Here is a 17,431-nt window from a genome sequence, read left to right as displayed (position 1 = left end):
CGTCGGCGCGGGCCCGCGAACAGACCGGTTAAGGGAGCCGGCGGCGGCTGGGGGGAGAGCCTCGGTCTCAGAAGGCTCTGACGCCGCCGGCTCCGACCTTGGCGCACGGTTGCCGGTTGCGGCACCGTACGATTCCAATGAAGGAGTTCGGTGAAGGGAGGTTAGGACACGACCACCTCTAATGGTGGCAGTGGCTGCCTCAGCAAGCAAGATGGTTTGAGGGACCAAACTTCCCTGCAGGTCATACCCGCGGTCAATTACCGCCCTGAAGTTCCTCATTTTGAGACCTTTGTGAGTTGTTCGTGGGACTGACTTAAGTCAAGCCCCGGGACCGGATCTGCACACGAGTAGCGTTTACCCGACTTCTGTCGGCGCGCTTGCGACAGCACTACTTGGGGATACTCCCGCCGGTCCCCCGGGCCACCCGGGCTGTACGCAGCCGCCGCCGCTGCCGGTCAGTAGTTCCGGAGCGCAGGGTTCAGGTTGGGGGTTCGAGGTTCAGGTGTCAGGTTCGGGATTCGAGTTCACGGTTCGGGGTTCAGGGAGCTGTAGCCCAGCAGGTCCGCGCGCCGGCCGACACCGAGTTTGGCGAAGATCCGTGACAGGTGCCCCTCCACGGTCCGCTGCGATACGCAGAGCGCCGAGGCGATCTCGGCGTTCGTGGCGCCGCGGGAGACAAGATCCAAGACCTCGGCTTCGCGGCCGGTCAGCGCTGCGTCGTGATCGCTGTGGACGATCTCCAGCTGCGCCGACATGCCGGCCTCAACGAGCCGGTGATGGACCCTGCGCTGGACCGCGGTGAGCCTCCACCGGTCCGGGTCATCTGCCAGGATCCGTTCGGCCTGCTGGGCGGCTTCAAGGGCCAGGAGCCCGTGCCCGCCGCCGAGCGCGTCGTCGCTGATGCCAATGAGGTCGGCAGCGTCCGACGCCGATACCGCCAGCGCGTAGGATTCCAGCAGGCGCGCCTCCGGGCCGTCCACTGCCCGGCTGCTCAGGGCCAGGGCCTCGGCCTCGGCCTCGGAGACGTCGCCACCGCGGATCGCGAGCCGCCTGATGTCGGTTTCAACGCCCCGCAGGCCCTCGTGCAGTGCCTCGTCCGCCAGCAGTGCCAGGGCCGATGCGCCGCCCTGGTCCGGGGCGCCCTCGGGCTCTGCCGCCCGACAATACGCCTCCGCCAGCAGGCGAAGGGTTTTGGGCTCCCGGTAGACCGAAAGCCGGAAAGCCAGGCAATGCTGGCTGGCCTCGTAATGCCGTCCGACGGCGGCAGCCGCGTAGGCTGCCACGGCGTGTGCAAACGGCAGCAGGTTCAAGGGGTCGGCGATGGCAAGTTCCTCCACGCCCAGCCGCACTTCGGTCAGGCATTCGCGCATCCTGCCCTGGCGCAGCCTCGAGTATCCCCGCATGAGGTGGAGCATGCCGCCGCTGTACAGCAGCCGTCCCGGCTCGCGGGCCGCGTAGTCGTCGAGGACCCGGCCGAGCCCGTCCCAGTCACCGGCCCGGATCAGGTTCAGGCAGTGGCGCACCACAAGGTCCTCGAACACCAGCGGAAGCCCCAGGCTCCCGCTGCGGGCGCCGTTCCATGCTTCCCCGTCCAGGCGCAGGCCGGTCCGCAGCTGGCCCTGCGCGGTCAGTAGTTCGGCGAGAAGAGAAATTGCCGGGACGCGGATTTCGGGAGGGGTTCCGGTGGTCTCGACCAAGTCGCGCAGCCCGGTTCCGACGGCCGTGAACCTGCCGTCCCACGTGCGGCCCAGGAGCTCTGCGGCCAGTCCAGCAGCGGCGGCGCCGCCCTCCAGCTGCTCCTCCGGGGCACGTCCGGGACCGTGCGTGGAAGTCACGGCATCCCGGGCCAGCGTCGCGGCCCCGAGCCGGGCGGCGAGCAGGGCAGCCAGATAGGACGGCCGTCCGGGCCGCACCGGCCGCGCCGACTCCAGGCACACCACAGCGGCCTGCGGGCGCCCGGCAATGAAGTGGGAATAGGCGAGCTGGATGCGGGCCTCGGAGAGGAAACGGGGGTCCCTTATGGCGCCGGCGGCGCGTGCAGCTGTCGCGGGATCCAGGGCCGTGTTCGCGCCGACAGCGGCGCGGAGCAGCTGGACAGGAGGGATCTCCACGCCGCAGTCCAGGGACCAGCGCAGCCGGTTCAGATCCGCTCCCGGCACTGAGGCACGTTCTGAGGGAAGCGACAGCACGCTCGAGCGCAGGGCGGAACTGCGGCCGGCCGGGACCCGGTGGCGGATGATCTCGCCAACTATCGGGCTGGCGGGCCGGACGAGCCGGTCGTGCCCGGCGGAGACGGCGATTATTCCGGCCGTGTCGAGCGCATCAACGGCTTTGGGCCCGCTGATCCGCAGGATCTGGGCCAGGGAGAGTGGTCCTGCCAGGGCCACGATTGTGGCTGCGGTCTTTTCTTCCGGCGTCATGGAGCGCAGCTGCCGGTCAACGACGTCGGCGGCCGGAACCCGGGCCATGTCGGGGTTCGCCAGGAGGAACCATACTCCGTGCCGGCAGCCCAGTGCGCCTGTGGTGCGGGCATGCTGGATCAGGGACATCAGCATGAGCGGGTTCCCGTCGGCGGCGTCATGAAACACCGCGCTGACCCACGGCGAGACGTCGGCCCGCAGGACCTGTTCGCACAGCTGGTGGGTTCCAGTCCGGCTGAGCGGGGCAAGATCGAACTTGGCAATAATTCCGTCGTCCCACAGGGAGAGGAACTCTTCCGGGATCATCGGCCCGGGCAGGCAGGTCGCCAGGATGCCCGCTGCGCCGGTGGCTGCGGCCTGCGCGAGTTGCCGGACGGTCCCGTGGTCGAGGCAATGCGCGTCGTCGACGACGAACAGAGGGCGGTCCGCCTCAGCTCTGAGGCTGCCGGCCATTGCCTCCACGACGGCGGCATAGGAGTCGAGTTCCCGGTCGGGAAGCCCGGACAGATACGGTGCCAGTGCGCCAAAGGGAACGGCGGCCAGGGCCGGGGTGGCCGTCAGCCGGATCACGTGGCTGCGGGGCCCGAGTTCGCGGAGGGCGGCCTTGACGACGGCGGTCTTGCCCGTCCCTGCCCCGCCGACGACGATCGCACCTGAGCGGGTGTCGTCGCGCAGGCAACGCACCAGATCCTTGAGCAGTGTTGACCGCTCGATCAGCGGGGCGGTCTCAGCCAGGCTTTCCATTGCCGGTTCTTCCTGCCGCCTGTTGCCTTTCCCGGAATGCCGACGGGGAAGCCGCCCGGATTCTGCCGGGGTCAGCCGAGCCGGGCGCTGTCTGCCGGAGTTGAGATGACATCTTTGAGTTCCGATCGGCTGGCGACATGCAGCTTCGAGTACACCTGATAGAGGTGTCCCTCCACGGTGCGGACCGACACGTGCATCTGTTCCGCGATCTTGCGGTTCGACGTGCCGGCAGCGGCCCGGACGGCCACTTCACATTCCCTCGCCGTCAGGGTCGAGGTTGTGAGCGAGTGAAGACCGTTCTTGGGACTGCCGAACTTGTCATCGAGCGACTGCTGCGCCCGCTGGGCGATCCGCAGTGCGATCCGGTTGCCGGCGTCGTTCGCGCAGCTGACGGCCTTCCGGGCCGCATCCCGGGCGAAGACGGCGTTGCCGGACGCGTCGGCGTCCTTGGACGCCGCCAGCAAGAGTTCGCTGTCGGCCTCCCGCATGCCCTCGGCCAGCCGCGAGCACAGGGCCGCGTACTGCCCGGTCACCCGGCCGCCGAGACTGCCGAGCTTGTGGCCCATCTGGCGGTCTCCCAACCTGGTGGCGGCGGACTGGAACAGGAGCGCCGGAGCCACGGCCGAGGATTCGGTGTCGTTCTCCGCCTCGGCTGCCAGGGCGCGGATGGATGCTGCCCGCTGGCCGAGCTCGGCCTGGGCTGAGAGTTCGAAATAACGTGTGAGCCGTTCTGCCAGCCACGCCGCGGGCGGCCGCGGCTGGTCAAGGTCGCCCAGCAGGAGGCCGGCCGTCTCCTCTTCGCCCTGGAGGGCGGCGGCATAGGCACAGACTGCCGTGGCCAGGCCGGTCAAAGCATCCGGGTCCTGCGCCCGGAGCTGCCACCTGCCGGCCTGGAGCCGGGACAGGGCCTCGTCCAAGTGCCCGGCGTGCAGGTCAATGACCCCGTGCCCAATCTCGAACATCCCGCCGAGCCGGGTCTGCGGTTCGATGCCGCCGTAGGTCTCGTCAAGATAAACGGATGCCTCCCGGAACTTTGCCGAGACCAGGAGCAGGAGCAGGAACCTGCCCCTGATCTCCCGAACCGCCCGGTCCGTGAGGTGCAGGTTCGCTGTGGCCGCCAGGACCTGCTTTCCCAGGGCCAGTGCCGACACGACGTTGCCAGTGACGGCCAGGGCCTCGCAGCGCACACTGGCGGTCACGAGGCGCAGTTCGCTGCCCAGGTCCGTTGTGTCCACGTGCTCGGTCGCGGCCAGGACATCGGCGTAGCGTCCCTGGAATGCGGCGAGCTCGGCCTCGGCCAGGCGCAGCTGCTCGCGGCCCGCCCGCACCGCGCGGCTGTGCTGCTCCGGTTCTGCCGCCAGCCGCTCCGCGAGCTCGCGCAGCCTGGCCATAGGATCGGCTCCCGGGGCCGGGCTGCGCTTTTCCAGCTCTGCGCGCAGGAGCTGCAGGGCCGTCCAGTCGGACACAGAAAGGTCCCGGCAGGCGGCCTCATCCAGCGCCTCCAGGACCCGACGCGCGGACTCCGCGTTATTCACCAAAATATGGGCATTCACCGATTCGATAGCCGTCAGGACAGAGGTTTCGCTTCCTTCCGCCTCCTGGATGAACCGCAGCGCGGCCGCGGGGTCGGACTCGCTGTTCGCGGTGTGGGCCGCGGCCAGCGCCACTTCCGGGCGCACCTGCTCTCCACAGTCCAGCGCCCAGGCGACGCCGGTCGCGCCGCCGGCGTCCAAGGCGTCCGAGTCCTGGAGCACGGCCGTGAGCCGGCGGCGGAGTTCGGCGCTGCGGCCGGGCGGGACTACGCTGGCGACGATTCCGGCCGTCACGGGGTTGGCGACGCTCACCATCGGCGGATGGTCATGGGTGACCCGGATCAGGGCCCGCTCCTGGAGCGCATCCATGTCCTGGGGGTTGGCGATCAGCATGAGCGTCTGCAGAGAAACCGACCCGGCAAGGGCCAGCAATTCAAAGACGTCGCGCTGGCCGGTGCCAAGCCGGTTCAGGCGTGCCTTCACGACGTCCCGGATCTCGCCGGTCAGGGCAATGGGGCCGTTGCCCAGGAACCATACGCCGTCCTGGCGGAGCACTGTGCCCAGCTTGATCTGTTCCCGGGCGAGGGAATGGAGGAACAGGGCGTTGCCTCCGCTCGCGCTCCAGAGCGCCCGGGCGGCGGTCAGGGAGAAACGGCCGCCGTATTCGTGATGCAGTGTTGCTGCCGTCTCTGCGAAGTCGAACGGTCCAAGGTCTACCCGCCGGAGCAGGTCATCCTTCCACAGGCCCATGATGTCGCCGCCGACGTGGGGCATGTCCACGCACGCCGCCAGCAGGGTGACGTGGGCCCCGGCGCTCAGCTGGGCCACCATCATGCTCGAGAGTTCGTCGAGGTCATGGGCGTTGTCCACGAAGAGGACGACTCGCCGCCCCTCGGATTTGTTGTGAAGCAGCTGGGTCAGTCCGCGCAGCACCATCAGGGGGTGCTCGAGGTGGGAGGCGTCGAGGTCGTTGAGCAGAACGCTCAGTGCCCCATAGGGAAGCTTGGAGGAAATCGAGCTGCCCCTGACCTGGACTACCAGGTACTCGTCTCCGAGCTGTTCAAGGGCGCGCTGGGCGATGAAAGACTTGCCGGCCCCGTGGTCGCCCACCAGGACAATGCCGCAGCCGGACCCCGACGTCAGGGTCTCAACGATGTCGGCAACGACCTGCTGGCGGGTGAAGGGTTTGTCTTTGTGCCGGCCATATCCGTTTCTTTGCGCCGGAAAGATAGCTTCTGTCTGGCCGCTGCCCGCAGGCAAGCCGGCGTCTTGCTGGAACATATGAGAGACCTTCGCAATCAAAGTGTGAGCGGTGATACCTCAACGGTAGGGACTGCGCGTATTTTAGGTATGCGTAAGTAGTACTCGATTACGCAGCGAGTATTCAGGCCGCTCTACGTAGCTGTACTCAGTTGGACCCGCACCCCTGCAGGGTCCAAACCAAGTAGTCGGAATCCCGCTTCACGTGTCCCTGACCGTAGCGTCCCGGAAACCGGAGAATCGGCCCAGCCCAGGCCCCCGCTGGCCGCCCAACACGGCCCTAAGCAGCCCCGGCCGGCTGCTGTACGCTGGCGTCCGGCTGCTTCTCCGCTAGCGTCCGCCGATACCTGGAAGCTGCTCCCGGCCCTTCACGTTGAGCTTGGCGTAGCTGCGGTAGAGGTGGCCTTCAACCGTGCGCACGGACACCTGGAGCTCGGCGGCAATCTGCCGGTCGGTGAGGCCGCGTACCGCCAGCGCCACAATGTCGCGCTCGCGGCGGGTCAGTATGCCGAGCGAGTCATCACTCTTGGCCGCCTCCTCACCGGGGAGGTCGTCGGCCCGGTCCAGGCATCGCTTCCGCTGGGAGTTCGCCATGCGCTCCCTCAGGGTGTCGCCCGCGGCCCGGTAGGCGTGCGCCGCTGCGTCGTAGGCCAGGGCGGCAAAGGTCCACAGTTCGGCAGCTTCACAGGTTTTCGCGGCCTCAAGGTGGTCTGCGGCGTTGTCCGTGCTGATGGCTGCGGCGTAGGCGCAGATCGCGGCAGGCCGTGGGCCCTCAAGCCCGGCCCGGAGTTCGAGCAGCCTCGGTGCCGAGTCCGTGTCACCCAGGGCCAGGCAAAAGGCCAGCGCGTCGAGTTCGAGGCCGGAGGTGTCCATGTCCGGGTCCGGGTGTCCGAGCCGCTTCAGTTCCGCGATGGCGCCGGGGTAATTCCCGAGCCGGGCTTTTCCGTAAACCACGGCCATCGCGGCCAGCGAGCGCATGAACCGCGGCAAAGCCGCGGGGGCGGCCTCGAAGTCGGCGAGGAGAAGCTCCGCCTTCGTCTGGGCACCGACTTCGGCGGCCGCGGCGAACGCCATGGCCGCTGTGAGGGCGAACAGCTGCTGGGGGTCGGTCAACCGCAGGGCTTCGAGCGCGGCACTGAGGGTATTCAGGGCCTGGGCAGCCTTGCCCTGGTAGAGCAGGATGATGCCGTGGGCCGCGTGCACTCCACCGCCAAAGGAAATCAGGCTGGGCCCGGATCCGGCCACAAAGCCGGTCAGGAGCGTTTCGGCCCCCTGCCAGTCCCCGGAGTGGATTGCGGCGGCGGCGGAACGGACCACCAGGAAGTCGGTGAGGAAGTACAGCTCATCGTGATCGGCTCCGGCGGCCTCGATTGCCCGGGACATCACGGCAAGGGCGCTCACTCCCTTGCCACCGGCCAGGAGCCGCTCCGCGTCGAGACAGAGCCGGAACGCCTTTTCCAGCGTGTTCGCCGCCGGCCGGCTGGCGGCATCCGCCTCCTCGGCAGGGGCCGCCGCGTACTCGCCCGCCAGCGCAAGGACCATGGCTTCCATGGTGTCCAGGCGCTCCTTTGTGGCATGCTGAATGGCTTCGGCGTCGTCCGGCCGGGCCGCGGCGAGTCGTTCGGCGGCACGTTGGAGCACCTGTGCCCGTTTCATGATCTCTGCCGGCGTGTGGCCCAGCGCCGACATTACCGCGGCCCACAGGAGCGATCCGGCCAGGAGGCCGGGGACGGTGTTGCCCTTGCCGAAATCGGCGTCGAGGATGTCCCGCGCCGCAACGTAGTCGGAGGAGTTGTAGCGGGTCCGCGCTATCACGGCACGGGCCGCCATCTGCAGTTCCGGATCCTTGACCAGTGCGGCAGCCTTCCGGGCGAGCTCATCCTCGTAGAGCCGGCTGGCCAGCACCGCGGCCCGCAGCAGCTGCCGGTCCTCGACCTCCGCACCGCATTCGATCGACCAGCTCACGTGGCGCAGCAGCCCTTCGGCCGACGTCGGCTCGCTGTCCATCTTGCGCAGCAGGCTCTGCCGCAGCTGCAGGCTCCTCGCCGGCGAGATCAGGTTCCGCAGGGTGTCGCCGTACACGGTATGCCACAGCCGCAGCTCTCCGGTTACGGGGTCCGTCACGCGGATCAGTTCGCTGTCGATCAAAGATCCCACGGCCTCTTCGCCGGCCACAGACTCGATCAGTTCCCTGGATACCGGTTCGGCCAGCGCCACCAGGTTCAAGGCCTGACGTTCTTCCGGCGAGCGCAGCAGCAGCTGACGGCGCACGACGTCGGTCAGCCGGTCGCCGTGGCTGTTGAGGTGCCGGGTGAACAACCAGACACCGTTGCGCCGCAGCAGCGTGCCGTCGTTCTTGGCGTCGTCGAGGAGCCCGTTGAGGAGCATCGGGTTGCCGCCGGAGGCCTCCCAGAGGATCTCGGCGACGTTCGGCAGCACCTGTGAGCCCAGTTCGCCCTCCAGCATCTCTGTGGTCTGCGCGAGGGTGAGGGGGCGGAGGTCGTGCCGTTCGGCGATGCCTTCAAACCAGAGCTGCAGGAGCGGTTCCGGCAGTCCGGGCCGGGCGGCCGCGCCCACGAGCAGTTTGGCCCAGCCCGCTGCGGCCAGCTCCGCCAGGATTCCGGCCGTCGCCTCGTCGAGGTCGTGGGCGTCGTCGACGACCAGCAGCAGGGGTTTCTGGGTGACGCGCTTCTGCTCTTCCAGGTGCGCCCACAGCGTCCGCAACACGGCCAGCTGCGATGTTGCTTCCTGGACCGGCAGTCCCACGATGAAGGGGCCGAGGACACCGTAAGGCACCTTGGTCAATGACGCGCTGCCGTGGATCGGCACAGGCGTCACCTCGGCGCCCAGCTCCGCCACCACGGCTTCGATGAGCCTGGATTTGCCCATCCCGCTGTCGCCGAGGACGAACACGGCCACATGGCTGCCGCCCTGGAGGGCCTCCACTGCCGACATCAAATCTTCCGACCTCCCGGTCAAGGCGCGGGTAGGCGCCGTTCCGGGGTTTCCCGCCGGCCCCCTAGATGAGTCCAAGCAGATCACTTCGCGAAGAAACGCCGAGTTTCGTGAACACCTGATACAGGTGGCCCTCCACAGTTCTGACGGAAATGCCCACTTCCAGGGCAATGTCCTTGTTGGAGACCCCGTTCCCGGCCAGGGTGGCGATTTGCCGCTCCCGTTCCGTCAGCAGCGGACCCTTGTTGCGCGGCATGACCGGCAGCGCCGGAACGGACTCCGAGAGGCTCTCGAGCATGCTGTACGCGGCGTTAGCGCTGGCCGTCAGTCCGGCACCCTTCGCGAAGTCGAACGCGAGCGCCGCGCACCTGGCCTGGACAGCGTCCAGTTCGAGGTTCGCAGCCTGCTCGGCGGCTTCGAGCATGATCGCTGCGTCCTTCTTCCGGCTGCCGACGGCGACCGTGCGGGACATCTCAGCAAGCGGCCCCTGCCGCAGCCCGGCGATTTCCTCCATGAAGAGGAAATCCTTGACGGTTCCGTTGACGGTGGCGCCGAACATGCAGATTCCGGCAAGGGTGTGGCGGCCCTTGCGGAAATGCGCCTCCGCGGACCGTACCAGCCTGTCCTTGGCCTCGGGGTCACCGAGCCACCGGGAGGCCATGTCCAGGCAGAACTCCGTGGAACTGCTGACAGTGAAGCGGGCCGGACCGTCAGCCGAGCGGGCCCGGTCCAGGTAGATCGTGGCCTGGACCGAGTTGCCGGTCTGGGCGTAGGCGAATGCGGTGGCAGCGTAGGCCTGGCGCAGGGACTGCAGGCTCGCCCGGACCTCCAGCTGGGCGATCGCGGCCAGCAGCGGATCCAGTGCCATGTAGCCGCGGCCGGCATAAACGTAGGCGAGCCCGACGGCGAGGTCGGTGGCGGCGCTGCCGGAATGCAGCCCGTGCCCTGCCCGGCCGCTCGCGTCCTTGAGCATGTCGATGGCCTGGCGCCACAGGCCGGAGAGGAGCAGCACATTGAAGGAGCGCCAGGCGAAGTTTTCGCGGATGCGCGGCACGTTGGACCACTCGCCCAGCTGTCCGCCGATCTCCCGCATGAGTTTGCGGGCATCGAGTTCGTGGCCGGTCAGGGACCAGGCCTCCATCAGGATGATGGCCGATCTGAGCCGGTGCACGGGATCGGCGCCGGGGACGTCTGTGGTGGCCGCGGTGGTGAGCCGCTCCATCATGGGCTCGAAATCCCCGATGAAGGAGAAGTAGTTGAACTCGCAGAGATCCAGGGCCAGCGCCGCCCGGGAAAGTGCCGCCGGGGCGGCGGGCGGCTCGTCCAGGCTCAAGTCCTGGAGCCGGACCCTGGCCTGCCGGAGCAGCTCGGGGACCTGGCCGGAGCGGTCCTCCAGCCAGGCCATGCAGTCAGCTTTCGCCGCAATGAATTCGGCGAAGTTCTCGGCCGCGAGGTCGTTGACCTGCCGTTCGGAGACATCGTCCAGCGCGGACATGGCCTGCAGCGGCAGCCCGAGCTGGAGGTAGGCCGCCGACTTCTGGAGTTGCCCCTCCACCCACTCAGGGTCCGCTGGGGACAGGCTGCCGGCGCATTTGAGGGCAAACTTCGGGTCGAAGAGCTTGACGGCGGCGCTGGCAGCCGCCACAGCGTGGGCGGGTGCCAGCTGGGCGTTGCAGTCGTGGGTCCACGCCGCGTAGGCCAGCAGGTCCTCGACAGTCAGCTCGTTCAGCTCATGTTCCTGGTGCCCGGGGACCTTGTCCCGGAGCTCCAGCCGGCGCTCCACGCTAAGCCAGTTACGGACAATGTCGCCGAGGTAGCGGTCGCCCAGCGTGACGAGGTGCCGGTCCGTGCGGTCGACGACGATCTGGCCGGCCTCTTCCATGTCGGCAATAACGCCGGGGCTGTACATCCTGGCGAGCCGGGACAGGGGCAGGGTCCGGGCGCATGAGAGGACGTCAATTACCTCCCGGGCCTCGGGCGTTTCCCTGGCATACCTGGCCCGGACAATGTCTTCCAGCGCCGTCCGGCCGTCCAGCACGACCTCATCAACCAGTGTCCATACCGATCCGGACAAGACCAGGTTTCCGCGTTCGATTTGTTCCGACACGACGGCTTGCAGGAGTGTGGGGCTGCCACCGACCAGCTGGTGCAGCTGGCTCGCCAGGGCCGTCGAGACCCGATGGCCCAAGGCTGACTGCAGGACCTCCAGCGTTTCGAGTTCGGTGAGGTTGGCGAGCCGGACCTCGGCCAGCTGGCCCGAGGTGATGAGCCAGTAGAAGTCTGGCGGAAGGTCTGTTGTGCGTTGGGCCGTTGCGATCAGCCGGGCGGTCCGGGTCTGCAGCAGGTTCAGCAGGACGCCGGTGCTGAGTTCGTCAAGGGCCCCGGCGTTGTCGAGGAGGATTACGCATTGGCGGCCGGCGGCGTCGTCGCGGATCAGCGAGGTAATGCCGTGCAGGATGGCGGTCGGCGAGCCCAGGGAGCTCTGCGGGAGCCGCGCAAGGGTGAAAGCCAGGCAACCGTACGGTGTTGCCGAACCCGGACCCGAGCTGCGGAGCTGGATGGTGTACACCTCGGGGCCGAATCCCGCGAGAGCAGTCCGGCCGACGAGCGTCTTGCCCACACCCCGGTCGCCCGTGATGACAACGCCCATCCGGTCCGGCGCCAGCAGTTCGTGGCGGACACGCTCGGCATCAGCGTTCCGCGCCAAACCGGACCACCCGTGCCTCGTGACCGGACCGGCAGCATGTTCTTCTTCGGCGGGTGCCAATGTAGTGGAAACATTCCCCCAGCCCAGCGATTCCCTCGACATGTAGTTTCCTTCGTACCGCTTTGCAGACAGCAACCCCGGACTGCCCACTTAGAAGTAGCGTATCCCTATCCCCCGACATGAGAGTAGACAGATCATAGCTGGAATGCCGAAAGCTTGGAAAGGAAACCCGTAATGCGGATGCAACTAAACCGCCCGGCGCCTGCCAGGGAGCCGCGACGGCTGCGTTGGGCGCGCTTTGGCTGCGTTTAGGTTCGGGCCGCGTCTAAGGGGCCTTGGCCGGGTGGAATTTTTGCTGGGCGGCGAGCAGACCGTCCCTGACCAGGACTTCGACGGCGTCGGCCGCTGAGTCGATGAGGAAGGGAAGTTCCTTCTTCTCCGGGGCGGAAAAATCGCGCAGGACGAAGTCCGCAGTCTCCATCCGGCCGGGCGGACGCCCGACGCCCACCCGCACGCGCAGGTAGTCCTTGGTGGCCAGGGCCTTGGAGATGTCCCTGAGTCCGTTGTGGCCGCCTTCGCCGCCGCCGATCTTGAGCCGCACGGTGTCGAAGGGGATGTCGATCTCGTCGTGGACGGCAATGACATGGTCGGGGTCGATGCCGTAGAACTGGGCCAGGGCCGAGACGGGGCCACCGGAGACGTTCATGTAGGACAGCGGCTTGGCCAGCACGATCCGGGGTCCGCCGATGCCCAGGCGCCCTTCGAGGACCTGGGCGCGCGACTTGTGCGACTTGAAGCCGCCGCCGACGCGGGAGGCGAGTTCGTCCAGGACCATCTGGCCGACGTTGTGCCGGTTGTGGCTGTACTCGGATCCGGGGTTGCCAAGGCCTACGATCAGCCAGGTGTCGGTCATGGATCAGTCCTTCGGTGGGACGCGGCAGGGTGGGACGGTCAGGCGGGACGTGTCCGGCGGGGCCGCCGGCTCCGGGCTGCGGCGTGGGATACGACGACGTCAGAGACGACGGCGGCCGGGCCCCAGAGGGACCCGGCCACCGGTAAAATCGCCGGAATTACTCGGCTGCTGCTTCGGCTGACGGGGCAGCCGCTTCGCCCTCTTCGCCCTCTTCGACGTTTTCGACAGACTCGGAGATGTTGACAACGAGTGCTTCGGGGTCGGCCAGCAGGGTGGAGCCCTTCGGCAGGACGAGGTCGGAAGCGTGGATGTGCTCGCCGGCGCTGCGGCCTTCGATGCTGACCTCGATGGCGGTCGGCAAGTGGGTTGCCTCGGCCTCGAGGGAGACGGTGGTCATTTCCAGGTTGTGGACGTTGCCCGGAGCCAGTTCGCCACTGAGGTGGACGGGCACGTCAACGGTGACCTTCTCGCCGGTGCGGACGGTCAGCAGGTCGAGGTGCTCGATGATCTGCTTGATCGGGTTGCGCTGGATGTCCTTGACGAGGGCCAGGTGCTGCTCGCCGTTGATGTCCAGGGTCAGCAGGGCGTTGGCGGTGCGGACAGCCAGGGTGGTGGCTTTCGCCGGCAGGGTGATGTGGATCGGCTCTGCGCCGTGGCCGTAAATGACAGCCGGGATCAGGTTGGCCATGCGGGCGCGGCGGGCGAAGCCCTTGCCGAATTCGGTGCGGACTTCTGCTGCGAGCTTCTGCTCAGACATGGATATCTCCTCGTGGGATTTCAAGCTGTGGGACTAAACGGTGTTCAGCAAGGGCGGAGGTCTGTTTGCGACCTTCAACGCCGGGCTGCTGTGCAGCTGCCCTTCAGAAGGAGATTCAGACCCAGTCGATAACGGAGACCAGCGGCCGGTTGCCCGTATATACGGAATATACGGATACCGGCGCTCTCCCTCGCCAAGGTTTCGGTACAAGGCTACCAGCGCAGGGCCCGGTTTCTAAATCCGGGCCCTGCGCCGGCCGGCTCAGGCCTGGCCGTCGAACAGGCTGGTGACGGAGCCGTCGTCGAACACTTCGCGGATGGCGCGGGCGATCAGCGGTGCGATGGACAGCACGGTCAGCTGCGGGAAGCGCTTGTCCGGGGTGATCGGCAGGGTGTTGGTGACCACTACCTCGCGGGCGCCGGATTCGGACAGCCGGCGGGCTGCCGGATCGGAGAACACCGCGTGGGTCGCGGCGATGATGACATCCTTGGCGCCAGCGTTCTTGAGCACCTGGACGGCGCCGGAGATGGTTCCGCCGGTATCGATCATGTCATCGATCAGGACGCAGGTGCGGCCTTCGATCTGGCCGACGACCGTCTTGGAGACGGCCTGGTTGGGCACGGTGAGGTCCCGGCTCTTGTGCACGAAGGCCAGCGGCGCGCCGCCGAGGCGCTCGGCCCACTGCTCGGCGACGCGGACGCGACCGGTGTCCGGCGAGACGACCGTGACCTTGTCCGAGCCGACGCGGGTGCGGATGTAGTCGGCCAGGAGCGGGATGGCCATGAGGTGGTCCACGGGGCCGTCGAAGAAGCCCTGGATCTGCGAGGTGTGCAGGTCCACGCTCATGATGCGGTCGGCGCCGGCGGTCTTGTACAGATCGGCGACGAGGCGTGCCGAGATCGGCTCGCGGCCGCGGCCCTTCTTGTCCTGGCGGGCGTAGGGGTAGAACGGGGACACGACGGTGATGCGCTTGGCGGAGGCCCGCTTGAGCGAATCGATCATGATCAGCTGTTCCATGAGCCAGTTGTTCAACGGGGCCGGGTGGGCCTGGATCACGAAGGCGTCGGTGCCTCGGACACTCTCGCCGGCCCGCACGTAGATCTCGCCGTTGGCGAAGTCGTAGGCGTCCAGGGGCAGCAGTTCGGTGCCCAGCTCCTTCGCGATCTCCTTCGCCAGCTCAGGGTGCGCGCGCCCCGCGGCCAGCACCAGCTTCTTCTCGCCGTGTGCCGTAATTTCGCTCATGATTGCTAGCCCTCTTCTGTCGGTGCCGGAGTAGTGGAGGATGTTGGGGCGACGCCCACGGCGCCGGCGGACACGGCGCCGGCGGACTCTGCCAGGGCGGCGGAGACGGAACCGGGGCGGTTGGCCGGGACCCAGCCTTCGGAGTTCCGCTGCCTGGCCAGGGAGACGACAAGGGCCCCGGCCGGGACGTCCTGGCGGATGATCGCGCCGGCACCGCTGTAGGCGCCGTCGCCCACGCGGACGGGGGCGACGAACACGGTATTGGAACCGGTGCGCACACCCGAGCCGATCACCGTGCGGTGCTTCTTTTCGCCGTCGTAGTTGGCGGTGATGTTGCCGCAGCCGATGTTGGTGTCCTCGCCGATTTCCGCGTCCCCGGCATAGCCGAGGTGGGACAGCTTGGAGCCGCGGCCGATCGTGACGTTCTTGGTTTCGTAGAACGCGCCGATCTTGCCGGTCTCGCCCAGGACGGTGCCGGGGCGCAGGTAGGTGAAGGGGCCCACGCTGGCGCGCGGACCGATCGTGGAGCCGAAGCCGTGCGTGCGGATCACCTTCGCGCCCGCCCCCACGGTGACGTCGGTCAGCGTGGTTTCCGGGCCGACGACGGCGTCGCGCGCCACCGTGGTGGCACCGTGCAGCTGCGTGTTGGGCAGGAGGCGGACGTCCTCGTCGAGCGTCACCGTGGCGTCGATCCACGTGGTGGCGGGATCCACGACCGTCACACCGGCGCGCATCCAGGCTTCGATGATGCGGCGGTTGTGTTCGGCTCCGAGCGCCGAGAGCTGGACGCGGTCGTTGGCGCCCTCTACCTGCCAGCGGTCTTCGGTGACGACGGCGGCGACGCGGCCGCCGGCGGCGCGGGCCAGGGCCAGGACATCGGTGAGGTACTTCTCGCCCTGGGCGTTGTCCGTGGTGACGTGGACCAGCGCGTCGCGGAGCACGGCGGCGTCGAAGGCGTAGATGCCGGAGTTGACCTCACGGATTTCGCGTTCGGTGCTGGTGGCGTCCTTGTGCTCGCGGATTCCCGTGACGGTTCCGTCGTCGGCACGGAGGATGCGACCGTAGCCGGTGGCGTCCTCGAGCACGGCGGTCAGGACGGTGACGGCGTTGCCCTCGACCTCGTGGGCGGCGACGAGTTCGGCGAGCAGTTCGCCGGTGAGCAGGGGGACGTCGCCGTACGTGACAACGACTGTGCCGCTCAATGGGCCTTCGGCGTCGAGCGCTTCCAGTGCGACTTCGACCGCACGGCCGGTGCCGGGCACATCATCCTGGTCCACGATCAGGGCTTGCGGATCGAGGGCGGAGACGTGCGCGGCCACGCGGTCGCGTTCATGCCGAACCACGAGGGCCAGTTCGCGGGGGTGGATACTGCGGGCGGCCTGGAGCGCGTGGCCGACCAGGGAGCGGCCGCCGATCTCATGGAGAATTTTTGGGGTACGGGATTTCATCCGGGTACCGGCCCCTGCAGCTAGGACAATCACGGCGGCTGGGCCAGTGTTCTCGGGGCTCACGTATTGGCTCTCCTTGCTTGGTTGCGCAGTGTGTCTCGCCAGTTCCGCCCATAGGACTCGAACCTATACTCCACGGCTCCAAAGGCCGGGGTGCTGCCATTACACCAGAGCGGACCGTGCCGGGCTTGACCTGTGGCACGAGAACCAATTCTGCCACGAAGGTTGACGCTCGTGCGACTCAGCGCCGCGAGAAGGGCGGCGGGCCGGTGCGGTGGCGGGGGCCGGTGACGGCCCGGTGCGGCCCGACGCAGCCGCGTGCGGCGGCACCGTAGGGCGGCTGGCCGGTGCGGGCGGCCCGTGCGGTGGCGGGTGCGGTGGCGGGGCCGGCCCCGCCGGTCGGTAGGGCATGATGGTGCAGTGATCAAGAGTGCAGGGGCATCCGGCGGGGCGGACGGCGGCAACGGCAGGCCCGCGCGTGCCCCCGGCCACGTTGCCCGGCCCCGTATGACGGGCCCGCAGCGGCGCACGCAGTTGATCGGTATCGGCCGGGGGCTTTTCGCTGTCCGCGGCCTGGACGGCACCACCATCGAGGAAATCGCCGCCTCCGCGGGCGTCTCCAAACCGGTGATCTACGAGCACTTCGGCTCCAAGGAAGGCCTGTATACGCAGGTTGTGGAAAAGGAGTTCCACATCCTGCTGGCCTCCATCAACGATGCCCTGGCCGAGGACGCCAAGCCGCGCGTCCTCGTGGAACGGGCCGCCCTTGCCCTGCTGACCTACATCGAGGACCGGACCGACGGCTTCCGCATCCTCATGCGCGACGCACCGCCGCCCCAGCCGGAACGGGCGTTCTCCACGCTGCTCTCGCAGGTGGCGGCCAGGGTGGAGCACATCCTCGAGGATGAGCTCGCCCGCCGCGGCTTCAGCCCCGCGGACGGGGCCATGTACGCCCAGATGCTCGTGGGGATGGTCGCGATGACGGGCCAGTGGTGGCAGGACAGCCGCACCCCGGACAAACGCGAAGTCGCCGCGCACCTCGTGAACCTGGCCTGGAATGGCCTGACCGGGCTGCAGAAGGATCCGGGTCTCCGCAGCCAGGACTGAATCCCAGGGGCTGGTGGGACTCGTTCGCTGCCACGGGACATGCTCAGCGCTGGTCACGAGGAATGGACATAACACCAACATGCCCATCCCTGAGGCGGCCCGAGGGACATGACCTGCGGGATTCACGCGCTCCGCGGGACATGCTCAGCGCTGGTCACGAGGAATGGACATAACACCAACATGCCCATCCTTGGGGCGAGCCGAGGGACATGACCTGCAGGAATCACGCGCTCCGCGGGACATGCTCAGTGCTGGTCACGAGGAATGGACATAACACCAACATGCTCATCCTTGGCCCGCGCCAAGGGACATGTCCTGCGTGTTTTCAAGGCTGCAAAGGACATGT

9 protein-coding genes and 1 tRNA gene are annotated in these 17,431 nt (G+C 67.9%); 1 reads left to right on the top strand and 9 read right to left on the bottom strand.

The window, feature by feature from the left end:
- Positions 1-524 precede the first annotated feature (524 nt).
- The 9 genes from MRBLAR12_RS17045 to MRBLAR12_RS17005 form a co-directional block, all read right to left on the bottom strand.
- Positions 525-3,164: a helix-turn-helix transcriptional regulator gene (locus MRBLAR12_RS17045; protein ID WP_229995030.1), complete on the bottom strand. Its 2,640-nt coding sequence runs from the start codon at positions 3,162-3,164 to the stop codon at positions 525-527.
- 71 nt (positions 3,165-3,235) lie between these two features.
- Complete coding sequence (locus MRBLAR12_RS17040; protein WP_229995029.1) at positions 3,236-5,977, bottom strand: LuxR family transcriptional regulator; 2,742 nt, start codon at positions 5,975-5,977, stop codon at positions 3,236-3,238.
- A 309-nt stretch (positions 5,978-6,286) separates the two neighbouring features.
- A complete protein-coding gene (locus MRBLAR12_RS17035; RefSeq protein WP_356815799.1) occupies positions 6,287-8,998 on the bottom strand; it encodes a helix-turn-helix transcriptional regulator in 2,712 nt (903 codons plus the stop codon).
- The gene (locus MRBLAR12_RS17030; protein WP_229995027.1) at positions 8,976-11,720 is read right to left on the bottom strand and encodes a helix-turn-helix transcriptional regulator; all 2,745 of its coding nucleotides are present in this window, start codon (positions 11,718-11,720) and stop codon (positions 8,976-8,978) included. The genes MRBLAR12_RS17035 and MRBLAR12_RS17030 overlap by 23 nt, the downstream gene beginning before the upstream one ends.
- Before the next feature lie 223 nt (positions 11,721-11,943).
- Positions 11,944-12,531, bottom strand: coding sequence for an aminoacyl-tRNA hydrolase (gene pth / locus MRBLAR12_RS17025; protein ID WP_229995026.1), 588 nt, complete (start codon positions 12,529-12,531; stop codon positions 11,944-11,946).
- Between the two features lie 157 nt (positions 12,532-12,688).
- A complete protein-coding gene (locus tag MRBLAR12_RS17020) occupies positions 12,689-13,288 on the bottom strand; it encodes a 50S ribosomal protein L25/general stress protein Ctc (protein ID WP_229995025.1) in 600 nt (199 codons plus the stop codon).
- A gap of 261 nt (positions 13,289-13,549) precedes the next feature.
- The gene (locus MRBLAR12_RS17015) at positions 13,550-14,530 is read right to left on the bottom strand and encodes a ribose-phosphate diphosphokinase (protein WP_026537748.1); all 981 of its coding nucleotides are present in this window, start codon (positions 14,528-14,530) and stop codon (positions 13,550-13,552) included.
- Between the two features lie 5 nt (positions 14,531-14,535).
- Positions 14,536-16,041 (bottom strand): bifunctional UDP-N-acetylglucosamine diphosphorylase/glucosamine-1-phosphate N-acetyltransferase GlmU, encoded by a 1,506-nt coding sequence (glmU, locus tag MRBLAR12_RS17010; RefSeq protein ID WP_364747257.1) that lies wholly within the window; start codon positions 16,039-16,041, stop codon positions 14,536-14,538.
- A 42-nt stretch (positions 16,042-16,083) separates the two neighbouring features.
- Positions 16,084-16,155, bottom strand: a tRNA-Gln gene (locus MRBLAR12_RS17005).
- Between the two features lie 330 nt (positions 16,156-16,485).
- Here MRBLAR12_RS17005 and MRBLAR12_RS17000 point away from each other — a divergent pair.
- A complete protein-coding gene (locus tag MRBLAR12_RS17000; RefSeq protein ID WP_229995035.1) occupies positions 16,486-17,085 on the top strand; it encodes a TetR/AcrR family transcriptional regulator in 600 nt (199 codons plus the stop codon).
- Positions 17,086-17,431 lie beyond the last annotated feature (346 nt).

Origin of the sequence: Arthrobacter sp. LAR12-1-1.1 (assembly GCF_040676555.1) — a bacterium.
GTDB lineage: Bacteria > Actinomycetota > Actinomycetes > Actinomycetales > Micrococcaceae > Arthrobacter.
Note: the sequence above shows the minus strand (reverse complement) of the source record. Positions and strands in the feature narration are given on the sequence as shown.

Bases quoted from the DNA above. Each gene is read 5' to 3' on its own strand.
- MRBLAR12_RS17045 (WP_229995030.1), bottom strand. From the start codon at position 3,164: ATGGAAAGCCTGGCTGAGACCGCCCCGCTGATCGAGCGGTCAACACTG.
- MRBLAR12_RS17040 (WP_229995029.1), bottom strand. From the start codon at position 5,977: ATGTTCCAGCAAGACGCCGGCTTGCCTGCGGGCAGCGGCCAGACAGAA.
- MRBLAR12_RS17030 (WP_229995027.1), bottom strand. From the start codon at position 11,720: ATGTCGAGGGAATCGCTGGGCTGGGGGAATGTTTCCACTACATTGGCA.
- pth (WP_229995026.1), bottom strand. From the start codon at position 12,531: ATGACCGACACCTGGCTGATCGTAGGCCTTGGCAACCCCGGATCCGAG.
- MRBLAR12_RS17020 (WP_229995025.1), bottom strand. From the start codon at position 13,288: ATGTCTGAGCAGAAGCTCGCAGCAGAAGTCCGCACCGAATTCGGCAAG.
- MRBLAR12_RS17015 (WP_026537748.1), bottom strand. From the start codon at position 14,530: ATGAGCGAAATTACGGCACACGGCGAGAAGAAGCTGGTGCTGGCCGCG.
- MRBLAR12_RS17000 (WP_229995035.1), top strand. From the start codon at position 16,486: ATGACGGGCCCGCAGCGGCGCACGCAGTTGATCGGTATCGGCCGGGGG.